Source organism: Hyalangium sp. (assembly GCF_035629615.1).
Lineage (GTDB): Bacteria > Myxococcota > Myxococcia > Myxococcales > Myxococcaceae > Hyalangium.
The window spans coordinates 1-15,956 of record NZ_DASPHO010000558.1 but is presented as its reverse complement, the minus strand read 5'-3'; the positions used below and the strand labels follow the sequence as shown (position 1 = coordinate 15,956).

General features: G+C 70.3%; 13 protein-coding genes. 10 read left to right on the top strand and 3 right to left on the bottom strand.

Annotation, left to right across the window (positions count from 1 at the left end):
- On the top strand, positions 1 to 1,074 hold a 1,074-nt coding region (locus tag VD972_RS28275; RefSeq protein WP_324991862.1), incomplete at its 5' end, for an Ig-like domain-containing protein.
- 226 nt (positions 1,075 to 1,300) lie between these two features.
- The gene (locus VD972_RS28270) at positions 1,301 to 1,975 is read left to right on the top strand and encodes an SOS response-associated peptidase (RefSeq protein WP_324991861.1); all 675 of its coding nucleotides are present in this window, start codon (positions 1,301 to 1,303) and stop codon (positions 1,973 to 1,975) included.
- Between the two features lie 36 nt (positions 1,976 to 2,011).
- Here the strand turns inward: VD972_RS28270 and VD972_RS28265 are convergent, their stop codons facing one another.
- From VD972_RS28265 to VD972_RS28255, 3 genes are all read right to left on the bottom strand, one after another.
- Positions 2,012 to 2,404, bottom strand: coding sequence for a DoxX family protein (locus VD972_RS28265; RefSeq protein WP_324991860.1), 393 nt, complete (start codon positions 2,402 to 2,404; stop codon positions 2,012 to 2,014).
- A 107-nt stretch (positions 2,405 to 2,511) separates the two neighbouring features.
- Positions 2,512 to 4,029 carry a sigma-54 dependent transcriptional regulator gene (locus VD972_RS28260; RefSeq protein WP_324991859.1) on the bottom strand — a complete coding sequence of 506 codons (1,518 nt, stop codon included), beginning with the start codon at positions 4,027 to 4,029 and terminating at the stop codon, positions 2,512 to 2,514.
- A 128-nt stretch (positions 4,030 to 4,157) separates the two neighbouring features.
- Positions 4,158 to 5,765: a hypothetical protein gene (locus tag VD972_RS28255; RefSeq protein WP_324991858.1), complete on the bottom strand. Its 1,608-nt coding sequence runs from the start codon at positions 5,763 to 5,765 to the stop codon at positions 4,158 to 4,160.
- Positions 5,766 to 5,979: 214 nt separating this feature from the next.
- Here VD972_RS28255 and VD972_RS28250 point away from each other — a divergent pair, with 214 nt between their 5' ends.
- The 8 genes from VD972_RS28250 to VD972_RS28215 all read left to right on the top strand — a co-directional run.
- Entirely contained in the window at positions 5,980 to 6,735 is a 756-nt protein-coding gene (locus tag VD972_RS28250) for an OmpA family protein (protein WP_324991857.1), read from the top strand.
- 21 nt (positions 6,736 to 6,756) lie between these two features.
- Positions 6,757 to 7,191, top strand: coding sequence for a chemotaxis protein CheW (locus tag VD972_RS28245; RefSeq protein ID WP_324991856.1), 435 nt, complete (start codon positions 6,757 to 6,759; stop codon positions 7,189 to 7,191).
- Between the two features lie 3 nt (positions 7,192 to 7,194).
- Positions 7,195 to 7,569, top strand: a complete 375-nt coding sequence (locus VD972_RS28240) for a protein CrdC (protein ID WP_324991855.1) — start codon at positions 7,195 to 7,197, stop codon at positions 7,567 to 7,569.
- A complete protein-coding gene (locus tag VD972_RS28235; RefSeq protein WP_324991854.1) occupies positions 7,566 to 9,359 on the top strand; it encodes a methyl-accepting chemotaxis protein in 1,794 nt (597 codons plus the stop codon). The genes VD972_RS28240 and VD972_RS28235 overlap by 4 nt, the downstream gene beginning before the upstream one ends.
- A gap of 3 nt (positions 9,360 to 9,362) precedes the next feature.
- Positions 9,363 to 11,177 (top strand): methyl-accepting chemotaxis protein, encoded by a 1,815-nt coding sequence (locus tag VD972_RS28230; protein WP_324991853.1) that lies wholly within the window; start codon positions 9,363 to 9,365, stop codon positions 11,175 to 11,177.
- Positions 11,174 to 13,639: a hybrid sensor histidine kinase/response regulator gene (locus tag VD972_RS28225; RefSeq protein ID WP_324991852.1), complete on the top strand. Its 2,466-nt coding sequence runs from the start codon at positions 11,174 to 11,176 to the stop codon at positions 13,637 to 13,639. Before VD972_RS28230 ends, VD972_RS28225 begins: the two co-directional genes overlap by 4 nt.
- Positions 13,640 to 13,706: 67 nt before the next feature.
- Complete coding sequence (gene cheB, locus VD972_RS28220; RefSeq protein ID WP_324991851.1) at positions 13,707 to 14,765, top strand: chemotaxis-specific protein-glutamate methyltransferase CheB; 1,059 nt, start codon at positions 13,707 to 13,709, stop codon at positions 14,763 to 14,765.
- 5 nt (positions 14,766 to 14,770) lie between these two features.
- Positions 14,771 to 15,956: CheR family methyltransferase (locus tag VD972_RS28215; RefSeq protein ID WP_324991850.1), on the top strand; the 1,186-nt coding region annotated here is incomplete at its 3' end.

The window sequence follows — 15,956 nt, the reverse complement described above, 5'->3', positions numbered from 1 at the left end:
GACGCGCGCGCCTCGTACTCGAACTACGGCACCTGCCTCGACATCTTCGGGCCGGGCTCGAACATCACCTCGTCCTGGTCGACGAACGACACCTCCACCAGCACCATCAGCGGCACCTCGATGGCCAGCCCGCACGTGGCCGGCGTCGCGGCGCTGTACCTGAGCGCCAACCCCGCCGCCACGCCGCAGCAGGTGCGTGACGCGCTGGTGACCAACGGCACCCCGGGCAAGGTGACCAGCCCCGGCACGGGCTCTCCGAACGTGCTGCTCTACAGTGGCTTCATCGGTGGCGGCCAGCCGGGCGACACCACGCCGCCCAGCACCAACCTCACCTCGCCGGCGGGCGGCTCCACGCTGACCGGCGCCGCGACGATCAGCGCCGACGCCTCGGACAACGTGGGTGTGGCCCGGGTCGACTTCTACGCGGGCAGCACGCTCATCGGCTCTGACACGACTTCGCCGTACAGCGTCAGCTGGAACACCACGAGCGTGGCCAACGGCAGCTACTCGCTGACCAGCAGGGCCTTCGACGGGGCCGGCAACTCGGCCAACTCGGGTGCGGTGAGCGTCACCGTGGACAACCCTGTCGGCAACTGCAGCATCACCGAGCAGCTCCTGAGCAACGGGGGCTTCGAGGGCGCCACGGGCTGGACGACCTCCTCGGGTGTCATCAGCAGCGGGACGGGCGGCAGCGCGCCTCGCTCGGGCACCTACAAGGCGTGGCTGAACGGCTACGGCCGCACCATGACGGACTACGCCTACCAGCAGATTTCCATCCCCTCGACGGCCTGCAGCGCCTCGCTCAACGTGTGGGTGAAGATCACCAGCTCGGAGACCACGACGACCAAGGTCTACGACACGCTGGCCATCCAGGTCCGCAGCAGCTCGAACGCCGTGCTCGGGACGCTGGGCACCTACAGCAACCTGAACAAGGGCTCTGCGTACGTGCTGCGGACGTTCGACCTGGCCGCGTACAAGGGCCAGACGATCCGCATCTACTTCAACGGCACCGAGGACTCGTCGCTGGCCACCAGCTTCTTCCTCGATGACGCCTCGGTGAGCATCACCCGGTAGTCGCTACCGAGAGCTGAACATTCCCGGCGTGGGGACGGAGCGAGGCTCTGACCCCACGCCGGTTTTCTTTGCGGGGCCTGTGAGGGGGACACCGCCTGGAGCAACCACGCGCTCGAGGAGGCGCTGGAGCGGCTGGCCGGTCCCCCTGCCACCGTCTTTGAGGGGTTCGCGGCCCACGCCGAGTAACGCTTGGAGCGCCCGCGCCGGGCGGCGATACTCTGGCCCCATGTGCGGCCGTGTCACCGTCCAGACTCCTGCGATCGAGATCGCTCGCGAGTTCGCCCTCGCGGGCATCCGCAATGCGATTGATCGCCCCCGGTTCAACCTTGCTCCCACCCAGCTGATGCCGGTCGTCGCCAATGACGGGCAGCGGATGCTGGATGCCTACCGGTGGGGGCTCATCCCGTCCTGGGCGAAGGACGCGTCCATTGGCAGCAAGCTCATCAACGCTCGCAGCGAGACGGTGGCCGAGAAGCCCAGCTTCCGCTCCGCGCTCAAGCGGCGGCGCTGCCTGCTCCTGATTGATGGCTACTACGAGTGGAAGCAGACGACGAAGCCGAAGACGCCTTTCTTCTTCCACCGCAAGGACCGGAAGCCGTTCGCGCTGGCCGGGCTGTGGGAGGAGTGGACCTCTCCTGAGACGGGCGAGGTGGTGCGCACCTGCAGCCTCCTCACCACGGGCCCCAACGCGCTGATAGCGCCCATCCACGATCGGATGCCGGTCATCCTCTCGCCTGCTGGGCAGCAGCAGTGGCTGCGCCCGGAGCCGGTGGAGGCCGCGGAGCTCCAGCCTTTGCTGGTGTCCTGCCCGGACGACTTCCTCGACGCTTATGAGGTGGCGCGCGTGGTCAACTCGCCCACCAACGACGTGCCGGAGTGCATCGAGCGCGTGGCCGCCTGAGGGGCGAGCACCCGGCTGCGGTCCGAGGCCCTGGGGCTAGGCGCGGCGCCGCAGCCTCGCGTCGAGGCTCCACGGGCCTGCACCGGCAAGGGTGATGGCCACGAACACCGCGAAGAAGAGCAGCGCCTTCTCCGCCTTGGCGAAGGGATCCACGCGGTGGTCGTAGAGCGCCACGAGCATGGTGAAGGAGGCAAAGGCCGCGGCGGGCCGCGTCAGGACACCCACCGCGATCAGGAGCCCGCCCACCAGCTCCGTGAGCGTCGCGCACCAGGCGAAGTAGGCGGGGAAGGGCAGGCCCATGTCCGCGACATTCGCGGTGAGGTTCTTCGCCCCGCTGAGGGCCTTCGGCAGCCCGTGGCCCAGGGACAGCAGGACCCCAAAGGCGACCCGCACCAACGTCCACCCCATCACTGCGCGCTGCTCCTGCATTCGTCACTCTCCAGGGTGCTCAACCCGCCTCGGCACCGTCGATTCCCGTACCTGCGGGCAAGGAAGGCGAAGGGATACTCAAGCACTGGGCACGGGTCCTGCGGTTCTCACTCTCCGCTAGAGCCCTGGGTGGGCTCCTTGTCCGCTGAGCTCCGCCGCAGGCCCAGCGCCTTCATCTTCTTGTAGAAGTGGCCGCGCTCCAGATCCAGCAGACGTGCAGCCTCCGTCACGTTGTCCTGGGTGTGGGCAAGCGCGTGGAGGATGATCTCTCGCTCCGCGTCCTCCACCTGCTCGCGGAAGGTGCGATCCACACGGGGGCGGAAGCCCACGGGCGGGGCCGGCTCCGGTGCGCGCGGCGCGAGGAACTCGGCAGGAGCCTGGGAAGGCGGAATGGCGGTGAGGGGGGAAGACGTCGGGATGGTGGGCGGGGCGCTAACGGGGAAGGGGGAGGCCACCTGGCCACGGCCTCGGGGCAGCAGCTCCAGCGCCTCGTTGCCCGAGACGACCGGGCCTTCACACAGGATGGCCAGCCGCTCCACCAGGTTGCGCAGCTCGCGCACGTTGCCGGGGTAGTCGTAGCCTGCCATCACCGAGATCGCCTCCGGAGAGAGCTTCAGCGGCTTGCGCCCGTTGCGTGCGCACGCCTCCTTCAGGAAGGTGTCGATGAGATCCGGCAGATCCTCGCGCCGCTCGCGCAGCGGGGGCGAGTGAATCTGCACCACGTTGATGCGGTAGTAGAGGTCCTCGCGGAAGTGGCCCCCGGAGATCTCCTTCTCCAGGTTCTTGTTCGTCGCGGCGATGACGCGCACGTCCACCTTGATCGTCTCCGCGCCGCCCACGCGCTCCAGCTCTCCCTCCTGCAGCACGCGCAGCAGCTTGGCCTGCATGGCGGCCGGCATGTCGCCGATCTCGTCCAGGAAGAGCGTCCCCTCATGCGCCAGCTCGAACTTGCCACGCCGCACGCTCACCGCCCCGGTGAAGGCGCCCTTCTCATGCCCGAACAGCTCGCTCTCGATGAGCTCGTGCGGCACCGCCGCGCAGTTCAGCTTCACGAACGGGCCACCCTTGCGCTTCGAGTGCTGGTGCAGCGCGCGGGCGATGAGCTCCTTGCCCGTGCCGTTCTCTCCCGTGATGAGGACGCGGCCCTCGGAGGGGGCCGTGCGCTGGATGAGCGAGAAGATCCGCTGCATGGCAGGCCCGATGCCCACCATGTCGTAGCGGCCCAGCTGCGCCCGCAGCTCATGCAGCTCCTCGATCACCGCCTGGTGCTTGAGCACGTTGCGCAGCGCCACCAGCAGCCGCTCTCGTGCGATGGGCTTCTCCAGGAAGTCCCGCGCCCCCAGCTGGGTGGCCTTCACCGCCGTGTCGATGGTGCCGTGGCCGGACATCATGATGACGGGCAGCTCCGGCTTGAGCTCGTGCAGCCGTGCCAGCGCCGTGAGCCCGTCCATGTCCGGCATCTTCACGTCCATGAGCACCGCGTCCACCGGCCGTGCCGAGGCCACATCCAGCGCCACCTGCCCCGAGCCCGCCAGCTCCGTGTGATAGCCCGCCAGCTGCAGCGACTGGCTCAGCGTGAGCAAGATGTTCTTCTCGTCATCGACGATCAGCACGGACGCAGGCATGGAGCGTGGACCTCGGGGCTCGGGGTGTGGCCACAGAGCCACACTGTTCGAGAACGGGTGAGGAGATTCAAGGGCTTCGGCATCGCAGGGTCCAACACGATGCAAGGGAGCGGCCGGGGCCTCGGCCCTCAGCGCGAGACGATGAGGAGGGTGAAGCCCGCAACCTCCAGTCGCTCGTACCGAGCCCCCGTCTGGCGCAGCATCCCTTCATGAGGCTCCGGCTGCGCCCGGGGCTCGGAGGGGTGGAAGAGGAAGGCCACCCGCGGCGCCCGATCAAACGCCTCCCGGTAGGGCAGGTACCGGTCCTCGCCGGGGTGGAGCGGCATGACCGTGGGGTTCTCCTCGAAGAGGAAGGCCAGCCGGTAGGCGAGCCAGTACTGCGCGGCCGCCGCCGTCACCCCTCGCTCCCGCAGCACCCGCGCCACCTCCCGCTCCTCCTCCGCCACGCCTCGCGCGTCGAGCCGTGGCAGGGGGCCCTTCACGTAGAGGCCGTAGCTCAGCCACCCCCCCACGGCCGCGGCAAGGACATAGGGTGCCAGCGCCCACACGAAGCGGCGGGGGCGCAGCAGCAGCGCCACCGGAGCCAGCGCAAAGGGTGAGAACCAGACAATGGGCGCCAGGTAGCGGGCCGCCCCCATGTCCACGGGCATGGGAGAGACCAGGAAGCCTCCCAGCGCCGCCGCGCTCACCACCGCGCCCAGGAGCCCCAGCCGCCGTGCGCCCCAGGGCAGCCGCCGGAAGAACAGCGAGAGGCCGCCCACGACGATTCCCAGCATGAGCAGCGCCGCCCCCAGCTTCTGGACGAGGGCGAAGGGCAGGGGGGCCGCCCACCGGTCCGGGTAGAGGTTGTGGCCCGGCACATAGACGCCATAGCTCAGCACCCAGGGCAGGCACGTCTCCCAGAGCAGGCGGGCGTTCCGCTCGATCGGCTCGAGCGAGAGGCTCGTCGGAGAGGACGAGGCCCCCGCGTGTTGCCGCAGCCACTGGAGGCTGAGCCAGCCCACCCCCCCGCCCGCCACGGTGGCCGCCACACGGCGCCACCCGCGCGCCAGCCCTGGCCATGCGTCAGCGCAGCACGCGAGGGCGAAGAGGGCGAAGCCGGGCATGAGCTGCAGCGCGTACAGATCCAGGTAGAGCGCCAGCGGGCCCATGAGCGTGCCCAGGGCGTAGCGAAGCAGCGGCCGCCGGGAGTGGCTCGCCCCATCCAGCAGCCACAGCCCCAGGAAGACGAAGGTGATGCACCACTGGCGCGGTGCATAGAGCGCCGCCCCGTTGATGGCCTGGGGCGTGAAGACCACGGGCAGCGTCGCCAGCAGCCCCAGCGCCGCGCCCACTCGCTTCTGGAGGATGTCGAAGGTGAGCACCTCCAGCAGCACGTGGCCCGCCAGCGGCACGAGCATCAGCACCAGCGGTGTCGCCCCCGCGATCTTGAATGCCAGGGCGGCGAGCAGGGCATCGAACGAGCCCTGGTAGCCTGCTCCCCACAGGAACCAGGACCACTCCCCCTCGAGCATGTGACGGGCCTGGAGGCCCACCACCGCCGCGTCCGAGTGCACCCCGCGCGCATTGAGCAGCGGAGGCAGGCGGAACAGCGCCGTGGCCACCATCAGCAGCCACAGCCCCGCCACGAGCTGGCCGCGCGTCGCCTCCGGGGCCTCGAAGGGGGCTCTCAGCTGTCGCGCCGGGCTTGCCGCAGGGGGCTTCTCTTCGCTGGGGGAGGGAGCGGGGGCGGACATTCAGGGGACGCCCTGGGAGCGGAGCGGAGGGAGGACCCGCGCACTGTTCCGGAATGAATGAGGCGATTCAAGGTTTCCCTGCTCGCTCCGAGAGCCCCACTGCAAGCCTGTGGCAGGAGCAAATTGCTTTGACTCACTTGGCTGCTTGGGTCTACACGCGAGCACGGCGCCCCGTCCGTGCACGGGCACTTCAACGGATTTTTTGGAGGGAACGATGCGACAGATTTCGATGGTGGCAGGGCTCGCTCTCGCCATGGTGTTCATGACGGGCTGTCCCAAGCCCTACCCCAACTGTGAGAGCGACGAGCAGTGCCAGGAGAAGGGCGAGGTCTGCGTCCAGGGCACGTGCCAGGAGTGCGCAACCGATCAGAACTGTAAAGAGGGCTTCACCTGCCAGGCCAACAAGTGCGTGCCCAAGGGCCCCGAGTGCACCACGGACACCCAGTGCGGTGATGGCAGCATCTGCGAGGCGGGCAAGTGCGCCCCCGCCCAGTGCAAGGGCGACGATCAGTGCCCCTCCGGCAGCAAGTGCGAGAGTGGCCGCTGCCAGGCGCCTCAGAACACCTGCTCCACCAGCGCCGACTGCGGCGAGGGCCAGGAGTGCAAGGGCGGCCAGTGCGTGACGGCCGGCCCCAAGGAGTGTAACTGGGAGCCCGTCGGCTTCGGCTTCAATGAGGCCACCCTCACCTCCGAGTCCCAGAGCCGCCTGTCCGAGCTGGCCGACTGCATCAAGTCCACCAAGGTCACTGGGAAGATCACCCTCGAGGGCCACGCTGACGAGCGCGGCACCGAGGAGTACAACCTCCAGCTCTCCAACCGCCGCGCCGTCTCCGTCAAGCGCTACCTCTCTGACCTGGGCATCCCTGCCCGGAGCCTGGAGACGGTGGGCTACGGCGAGACTCGCCCGCTTAACCAGGCTTCAGACGAGGGAGCGTGGAGCCAGAACCGCCGCGTCGAGTTTCGCCGGTGATCTGAGGTAGGCTGTCGCACGATGGGCGTTACTGAGGCCGAAGGCCGACAGTCCTACCTTGTGTTTGCATGTGGGAGTAGCTGGTACGCGGTGCCTGCGGAGAGCGCGGCGGAGGTGGTCACCTTCCCTGAGCTCACGCGGGTGCCGGGTGCTCCCTCATTTCTGCTGGGCGTCTTCGCGCACCGGGGCGAGGTGATCCCGGTCGTGGACATGGCGCTGCTGGTGGGCACTGGCAGCCAGTCCACGAAGCGCGCGGTGCTGGTCCGGCTGCCAAAGGGCTCGCTGGCGTTGACCGCGAGCACGGTGGCGGGCGTGTCCCTGGTCTCCGGGAGCCTGGAGCCGCTGGGCACCAGCGGTGTCCACATGCACCTGCGCGGCCCCGCCAAGGGCGCCCAGCGGGACGTGGCGGTGATTGATCCCGACGGGCTCTTCGACCACCTCAGTCAGGGAGCCTGAGCCATGCAAGGGCTTCGGGTCAGCGGGACACTTCTGTGTCATGCCGGGGCGCACCGGATCGCCTTCCCGGCGGTGGATGTGGCCGTCATCGATGCGCCCTCGCTCCACGCGGGGCGCTCGCGCTCGGCGCGCCAGGCCTTCGGAGAGCCGGCGGGCGCTTCCCGCGTGCTGCTGGCACCCTCGGGGGAGACGGTGGGGGTGGACACCTTGGAGATCGACGCGGAGGTGTATCGCGTGCTGCCCACGCCCCCGGCGCTGGTGCGAGTGGCGGGCGGGTGTCTGCTGGGGTTCATCTCCGTGCGCGGGGAGCTCTGGCCGCTGGTGCGGCTGGTGGAGTTCGAGCACTTCCTCGCAGGCGCCTCCCGGGAGGCCGCATGAGCACGGGCGCTGGAGTGAAGGGGCTGGCGCGGTGGATGACGCGGCCGTCCTGGCTGGGCGGCGGCATGGGCCTGGTGCTGGCGCTGGCGTACGGGCAGTTGGAGTCCACGCCGCCGGGCGCCTGGCGTACCTTCCTCTTCCTGGTGGCGTTGGCGCTGGGCCTGAGCCTGGGGTTCACCAGCATCCTCGAGCGGCGCGCGCTGCGGTCGCTGTGGGCGGTGGAGCGGGGCAAGCTGCCGCCCACGCCGGAGAATCTGCGCCAGGCGCTCCAGGAGGCGCGAGTCATCCCCGAGCGCTGCTTCTGGTTCACGCTGCTGGGCTGGTGGGGGGGGACGCTGCTGGTGGCCCTGGCCTTCCCTCCGCTGGTGGATGAGCCGTGGCAGGTGAGCCTGCAAATCGCGCTGGTGGTGCTGGCGCTGGGGCCCCTGAGTGCGCTGCTCATCCACCTGCTGGTGGTGCGCCGCAGCCGCACCGCTGCTGATCGCATCGCCAACGAGGGCCTGTCCGCGCTGGAGTTCATCGAGGCGGTGCCTCCCCGGCGGCAGAACCTCCGTCGGCGGTTGCTGACCTTCACTGCCATCGCGGTGCTCTGCCCCTCCATCTTCATTCTGGACGTGTCCATCTCTCGTGCGTGGCGGGTGATGGACGAGATCCTCGAGGCCCGCGGCCTGGAGGCCCAGGAGGCGGTGGTGGCCCAGGCTCGCAGCGAGCGGAACCTGGCGCTGGGGCTGCTGTCGGCCTTCGTCATCCTGCTGGTGCTGGGGACGTCGTACGCCGCTGGCTCCGCTCTGTCCGAGCCGCTTCGCGCCATCTCCGAGGACGCCACGCGCATCGCCAAGGGAGATCTACGCCCGCCGCGCGTCATCCCCGCCGAGGACGAGGTGTGGGCCGCCTCGGCCGCCTTCGTGCAGATGCAGGCCCAGCTGGGCCAGGCGCTGGCGCAGATGCGGCGCGCGGGCATGCAGATCTCCAGCACCACCGAGCAGCTGGTGGCTACCTCCACGGAGCAGGAGTCGGGCGCGGATGAGCAGTCCAGCTCGCTCAACGAGACGAGCGCCACCACGGAGGAGCTGGCCCGGAGCGCGCAGCAGATCGCCGGCAACGCGGAGTCCGTGGCCGGCATCGCCGAGCGCACCTTCGCGGCGGCCCAGGGCGGGCAGCGCAACGCGGCGGCCTTCCTCACCGCGATGCAGCGGATGAAGGAGGACAACCAGTCCATCGCGGACGCCGTCGTCCGGCTCAACAAGCGCGTGCAGCAGATCGGCAAGGTGGTCGAGTTCATCAACGAGATCGCCGACAAGTCGGACCTGCTGGCGCTGAACGCGGAGCTGGAGGGGACGAAGGCCGGAGAGGTGGGCCGGGGCTTCTCGCTGGTGGCCGCGGAGATGCGGCGCCTGGCGGAGAATGTGATCCGCTCCACGCGCACCATCGAGCAGCTGATCGAGGAGATCCGCGACGCGACCCACGCGGCGGTGATGGCCACGGAGGCGGGGCTGAAGACGACGGACGCGGGCACGCTGCTGGCGGCGCAGGTGGATGAGAGCCTCAGCCTCATCCTCGAGCTGGCGCGGCAGACCTCCCATGCCGTGCGCTCCATCTCCCTGGCCACCCAGCAGCAGCAGACGGGCACCGACCAGCTGGCCGCCGCCATGGGAGACATCCTCCGAGTCACCGAGCAGAACGCCTCGGCGACCAAGCAGATGGTGGCCGCCAACAGCGATCTGTCCTCGCTGGCGAGGGATCTCAAGCTCGTGGTGGAGCGCTTCCAACTGGCCGGGAGAGAGGGCTAGCCCATGAGCACGAGCAGCACGAACCGGCGCGCCTCCTTCAGCCGGCACCTGGTGATCCCCGTGCCCGTCGGCAACCTCGTCGGGGCCGCGCTGGCGTGTCACTACGCCTGGCTCACCCTGAAGGACACGCTGGCGAGCGCCTTCGACCTGCTCGCGGCGATGGGCGTGCTGGCCTGCGGCATCGCCACGGTGGTGGGGGCCGCCCTGCTGATGCGGAACCTGCGGGTGCTGCGCGGCCTGGAGCGCCGCGACGTGCTCCCCACCCCGGAGAGCCTCTCCCAGGCCACGGTGGAGGCCACCAGCGCCGCCGATGCAACCTTCGTCAAGTCACTGCTGATGTGGCTCATCAGCACCGCCTTGATGGGCGTGGTGGTGGCCTTCGTGGGCCCAGGGGGCTGGCGCGCGGGGATGAGCGTCGCCGGCCTGGGGGTGCTCTTCGGGCCCATCACCGCGCTGCTCGTCCACTGCCTGGTCACTCTGCGGGCCCGCCAGGTGGTGCTGTGGCTGAGCGAGTTCGGGTTGAGCCAGTCGCAGCTCATCGCCTCCCTGCCCCGGCGCGCGCAGATCCGCGCGCGGCTGGTGATCTTCACCGCCATCGCCGTGGTGACGCCCGCGGTGCTCTCCTCCAACCTCGCCTCGGCGCTGGCGGAGCGCACCTATGCGCAGGTGCTGGCCACGCCGCCGCACGCCCAGGAGGCGCGGGTGGAGCAGTTGCGGACGGAGGCCATCATGTCCGGCGGGGCGCTGTGCCTGCTCGTCTTCGGGCTGGCGCTCACCACCGCGTACCTGGGCGGCACGCTGGTGGGGCGCCCCATCCGTCTGCTGGCCGAGGAGGCGCGGCGCATCGCGGACGGGAACCTGGCCACCCCACGGCTGATCCCCGCCGAGGACGAGGTGTGGGCCGTCTCCGCCGCCTTCGCGATGATGCGGGCGCACCTGGCGGACGTGCTCTCGCAGCTGCAGCGCGCGGGGGCGCAGATCAGCGCCACCACGGAGGAGATCCTCGCCACCTCGGGCCGCTACGAGGCCGGCGCCGCCGAGCAGGCCAGCTCGCTGGATGAGACGAGCGCCACCACCGAGGAGCTGGCCCGGAGCGCGCGGCAGATCGCGGAGAACGCCGGCTCGGTGGCGGAGATCGCCCAGCGCACGCTCGCGGCGGCCCAGGGCGGGCAGGGCAGCGCGGAGGCCTTCCTGGCCTCCATGAGCCGCATGCGCAACGACAACCAGGCCATCGCCTCGGCGGTGACGCGGCTGAACAAGCGCGTGCAGCAGATCGGCAAGATCGTCGAGTTCATCAACGGTGTGGCCGACAAGTCGGACCTGCTGGCGCTGAACGCGGAGCTGGAGGGGACGAAGGCCGGAGAGGTGGGCCGGGGCTTCTCGCTGGTGGCCGCGGAGATGCGGCGCCTGGCGGAGAACGTCCTGGAGTCCACCAAGGAGATCGAGGGCCTCATCGAAGAGGTGCGCGAGGCCTCGCGCGCCGCGGTGGCGGCCACGGATGGGGGCGTGCGTGCCACGGACACCGGCACCTCGCTGGCGCAGCAGGTCTCTGAGTCGCTGAAGCAGATCCTGGATCTGGCCGGGCAGACGTCGGACGCGGTGCGCTCCATCTCCCTGGCCACCCAGCAGCAGCAGACGGGCACCGATCAGCTCGCGGACACCATGGCGGACATCCTCCGCATCACCCAGCAGAGCCTGAATGCCACCAAGCAGGTGAGCACGGCCAACGGGGATCTGCTGGTGCTCGCGCTGGATCTGCGCACCGTGGTGGAGCGGTTCCAGATCAACCAGGCGGCGTCTCCGAGGAGCGACGGGTGACTCCGCGGGATCGTCTGCTCAAGCAGTTCCGCGATCTGGTGGGGGTGCGGTTGGAGCGCATCAACCGCGCCATCGTGGAGCTGGAGTCCGGAGGCAATGTGGAGATGGGGCGCAAGGCGCTCCGGGAGCTCCACGGCCTCAAGGGCGAGGCCCGGATGATGGGCTTCGACAGCATCAACGTGCTCGTCCACGAGATGGAGGAGCTCGTCAAGTCCAGCGAGCCGATCCAGTACACGCTGTCCCACGACTCCGCCGACGCGCTGCTCAAGTCCGCGGACGCGGTGACGATCCTCTCCGGCCTGGTGGCGTCCGACGATGCGCCCGAGGTGGAGAAGCTGGTGGCGTGGCTCCGGGATCGCACTCGCGTCGAGGTGTCCCAGCGCGGCGCGCCCATGCCGGAGCCGGTGGTGCTGCCCGCCGTGCCGAAGGCGACCACCGCCCCGGGGCAGCCCTCGTCCGCTCAGGGCGCAGCCCCGACGGCTCCGCAGCCTGCCTCCCCACCGGCCTTGCCGAGCCCCGCGGCGCCCCCAGCACCCCGGTACTTCACGCCGATTCCCATCGCAGCCGGGGTCATGGCGGGCGCACCGGGTGCCAGGCCCTCCGCACCGGGTGCCGCGGGCGGGACTGCCTCCTCCTCATCGGCACAGGCGGCTCGTCCGCTGGCGCCGAGCCCGTCCGGGCAGGCGCTCCGCCCGGCTCTTTCCGGTGCTCCCGGATCCGAGTCCACCAGGCTCTCCCTGGGCCATGGGGTCCAGTCTCCGCGGCCGGAGCCGCGCGCGGACAGCTCGGTCCGGATCGAAGTCTCCAGCCTGGATCTGCTCACCAGCGCCGCCACCAATCTCACGCAGGTGGCGCGCCGGCGTGAGCTGGCCAACGGCCGCCGCCTCGGGCTGGCCCGTGCGCTGACCCAGCTGGCCCGAGAGGCCGAGGACCTGGGACAGGCGGGCTCTGCCTTCGCGGCGAAGCTGAACAAGGCCAAGGACATGGCCGCCGCGCTGCACCGCGAGGCGAAGCTGCTCGCCAACGAGGAGCTGAGGGATCTCGGGCAGGTGGTGGAGGAGGTGCAGCGCATCCGCATGCTGCCGCTGTCGGTCCTCTTCGAGCCCTACCCGCGGGTGGTGCGAGATCTGGCCCGGGAGCTGGGCAAGGAAGTGGACCTGGTGGTGGACGGCGAGGACACCCGCGCGGATCGCGCGGTGGTGGAGGCGCTGCGCGAGCCGCTGCTGCACCTCATCCGCAACGCGCTGGATCACGGGCTGGAGAGCCGGGTGGATCGCGTGGCGGCGGGCAAGCGCCCCAAGGGCTGCCTCACGCTGCGCGCCGCGCGAGAGGGCAACCGCATCGTCCTGCGCGTGGAGGACGACGGCGTGGGGCTGGACACAGCCATGCTGCGCAAGGTGGCGGTGCGCCGGGGCTTCCTGGACGAGATGACCGCCAGCGCGCTCACCGAGGCCCATGCGCGAGATCTCATCTTCCTCTCCGGCTTCTCCTCGCGCGAGGTGGCCACGCACATCTCCGGGCGCGGGGTGGGGCTGGACGCGGTGCGCAGCGCGGTGCAACTGCTGGGTGGGGACGTGGGCGTCGAGTCCGCGCCCGGGTGGGGCACCATCTTCGAGGTCCGCGTCCCCGTCTCCCTCACGGTGGCGCCGCTGCTCTTCGTGAAGGCGGGGGACGAGACGCTGGCCTTGAGCGCCACCCACGTCACCCGGGCGCTCAAGCTGGATCTGTCGGCGCTGACGGAGATGGCCGGGCGGCCCGCGCTGGACGTGGACGGCCGGGTGCTGCCCTTCGGCCACCTCTCGAGCCTGCTGGGGCTGGCGCCGGAGCGGCCTCCCACGGAGGGAGAGCTGGTGCTCGTGGTGCGCAGCCAGGGCGCCACCGCCGCGCTCGCGGTGGAGCGCGTGCTCGAGGAGCGCGTCCAGGCCATCCTCCCCCTTCGGGGACTGCTGGGGCGCTTCGGGCACCTCACCGGTGCCACCACCCTGGCGGACGGCCGCCTGGCCATGGTGCTCGCCGCGGCCTACCTCACCGCGGGCGCCCATGGCTCCCTCTCCGGCCGCCTCCCTCGCGCCTCCCCTCGCACCCAGGAGGTCCACCGCCGCCGCATCATGGTCGTGGATGACTCACCCCTCACCCGCGAGCTCATCGCCGCGCTCCTGGAGGCGGTGGGGTACGACATCATCTCCGCCGCGGATGGTGCCGAGGCCATCCACCTGCTCTCCAACACCCAGGTGGATCTCGTGGTGACGGACCTGGAGATGCCTGGGTTGGATGGCCTGGAGCTCACCCGCCAGATCAAGGGCCATGACACCCTTAACCGACTCCCGGTCATCATCCTCACTACCCGTGGGGGGGAGGAGGACCGGAAGAAGGGGTTGGCGGTGGGGGCGGACGGCTACATCACCAAGGGGGATCTGGTCCGGCAGGACCTGGTGGATGTGGTGAAGCGCCTCCTGGGCTAAAGGCCCCCTGAGGACATCCCAGGCATTCGGTATACTCCTGGCAGCGCGCACGGGGTATGCACAGGTAATGGGCAAGAAAGTGTCGGTGCTGGTGGTCGATGACTCGCTCATCTGCCGACAGCTCATCTGCGAAGCACTGGGCCAGGACCCGGATCTCCAGGTCATCGCCACTTGCGCCGACGGCAAGGAGGCAGTGGCTCGCGTCAAGGAGCTTCGCCCCAACGTCATCACCATGGATGTGGACATGCCGGTGATGGACGGGCTCACCGCCGTGGAACACATCATGGCCGAGTGCCCCACACCCATCCTGGTGCTCACGGCGGATCCGCGGAGCCAGGCGCCGGAGCTGACATGCCGGGCGCTGGAGCTGGGGGCGCTGGGGCTGCGCGTCAAGCCGTCCATTGACGACGGGCTCGAGGCCTGGAACCTGGCCAAGGAGCTGAAGCTGCTGTCCTCGGTGCGCGTCATCCGCCACCTGAGAGGCCCCAGGCGCATTACACCGCCACCCAAGCAGGACGGGCCCTCGGCGCTGCTGCCGGCCAGCGTGGGCGTGGTGGCGGTGGCGGCCTCCACGGGCGGGCCGCAGATCCTCCACCGGATGCTGTCGGAGCTGCCCGCGGACTTCCCGGCGCCCATTGCCATCGTCCAGCACATCAACGCGGCCTTCGCCGAGTCACTCTCGGGGTGGCTGGCCAACTCCTCCCGTCTCAAAGTCCGGCTGGCGCAGGACGGGGAGCTGCTGATGCCGGGGCACGTGCTGATCGCCCCGCCGGGCATGCACATGGTGATCCCGTTCCGGGGACGCGTGGGGCTCAAGCCGGGCGTGGAGCGGGATGGGCACATGCCCTCGGCCACGGTGCTGCTGGAGAGCGTGGCCAAGGCGTATGGGCGGCGCGCGCTGGGCCTCATCCTCACTGGCATGGGCGAGGACGGGGCCGCTGGCATGCTCGCCATCAAGCAGGCCGGTGGCGTCACCGTGGCGCAGAACGAGGAGTCCTGCGTGGTGTTCGGCATGCCGGGTGCGGCCGTGGAGCGCAACGCGGTGGATCACCTGGTCCATGGGGACGAGGTGGCCGCGTCGCTGATGCGGCTGGCGCGCGGTGAACCTCTCGCCCTGGGCCGGTGATCGCGGTGACGCCCGTCCGGTCCACACTGCTCATCCAGGCGTTCATCGCGGCGCGGACGGGCATGGCCCTGAGCGGGACGCAGCGGCGCAGGCTGGATGAGCGCCTGGCGGTGCTCCAGGGCTCGCTCTCCGAGCAGCAGTACCTGCTCCACCTGCAGTCCCCCTCGGGCGTGGCGGACCTGTCCACGCTGATCGCCGTGGTGGCCGTCCACAAGACGGATCTCTTCCGGGACGAGGTGCAGCTGGCGGACTTCCGCGCCCACGTGCTGGAGCCGCTGGCGGCGAAGTCGCTGGGGCGGCCCCTGCGAGTCTGGAGCGCGGGCTGTGCCACGGGCGAGGAGGTGGCCACGCTCCTCATCATGCTCGACGAGGCCCGGGCGGATCCGAGCAGCACCGTGCTGGGCACGGACATCTCCGAGGTGGCGCTCAACCGCGCGCGGACGCTGAGCTTCCCCTCGGAGCAGGTCCGCAGGCTGCCGGGCTCGCTGAGGGAGCGCTACTTCATGCCGGATGGCTCGCGCTCCATCCTGGTGCCCGAGCTGCGGGAGCGCGCGATCTTCCAGCACCACAACCTGATGGAGGCGCCGTACCCCATCGCCGGCGGTGGCGAGGGCTTTGACATCATCTTCTGCCGCAACGTCCTCATCTACTTCACCCCCGAGGCGTTCGAGCGGGTGGTGTGCTCGCTGGCCGAGCGGCTCGCGCCTGGGGGGACGCTGATCCTGTCGGCCGCGGAGCCGCTGCTGCATGCCCCGCCGAGCCTGCGCATCATCCGCAGCGAGCACGCCTTCTTCTATGTCCGCACGCTGGACCGGTTTGCGGCCCCGTCCTACCGCTCACTGGGGGGCGGAGGGTTCCCGGGTGAGCTGCCGTCCTCGGGCCTCGAGCGCCGGCTCCCTCTCGATGCCTCCAAGGAGGCGGGGAGCTTCCCGGGCTCCATGTCGGCACCCGGAGCCGAGCCGCGGCGGGACTCGGGGCGGTTCGCGGCGGTGGGCTCGGCGGGCTCGGTGGGCTCGGAGCCTCGGCGGGACTCGGGACGGTTCGCGGCGGTGGGCTCGGCGGGCTCGGAGCCGTCACGAGATTCAGGGCGCTTCGCGGCGGTGGACCCGGAGCCGCGGCGGGACTCGGGACGGTTCGCTGCAGTGGGCTCGGTGGGCTCGGAGCCGCAGCGAGACTCGGGACGGTTCGCCG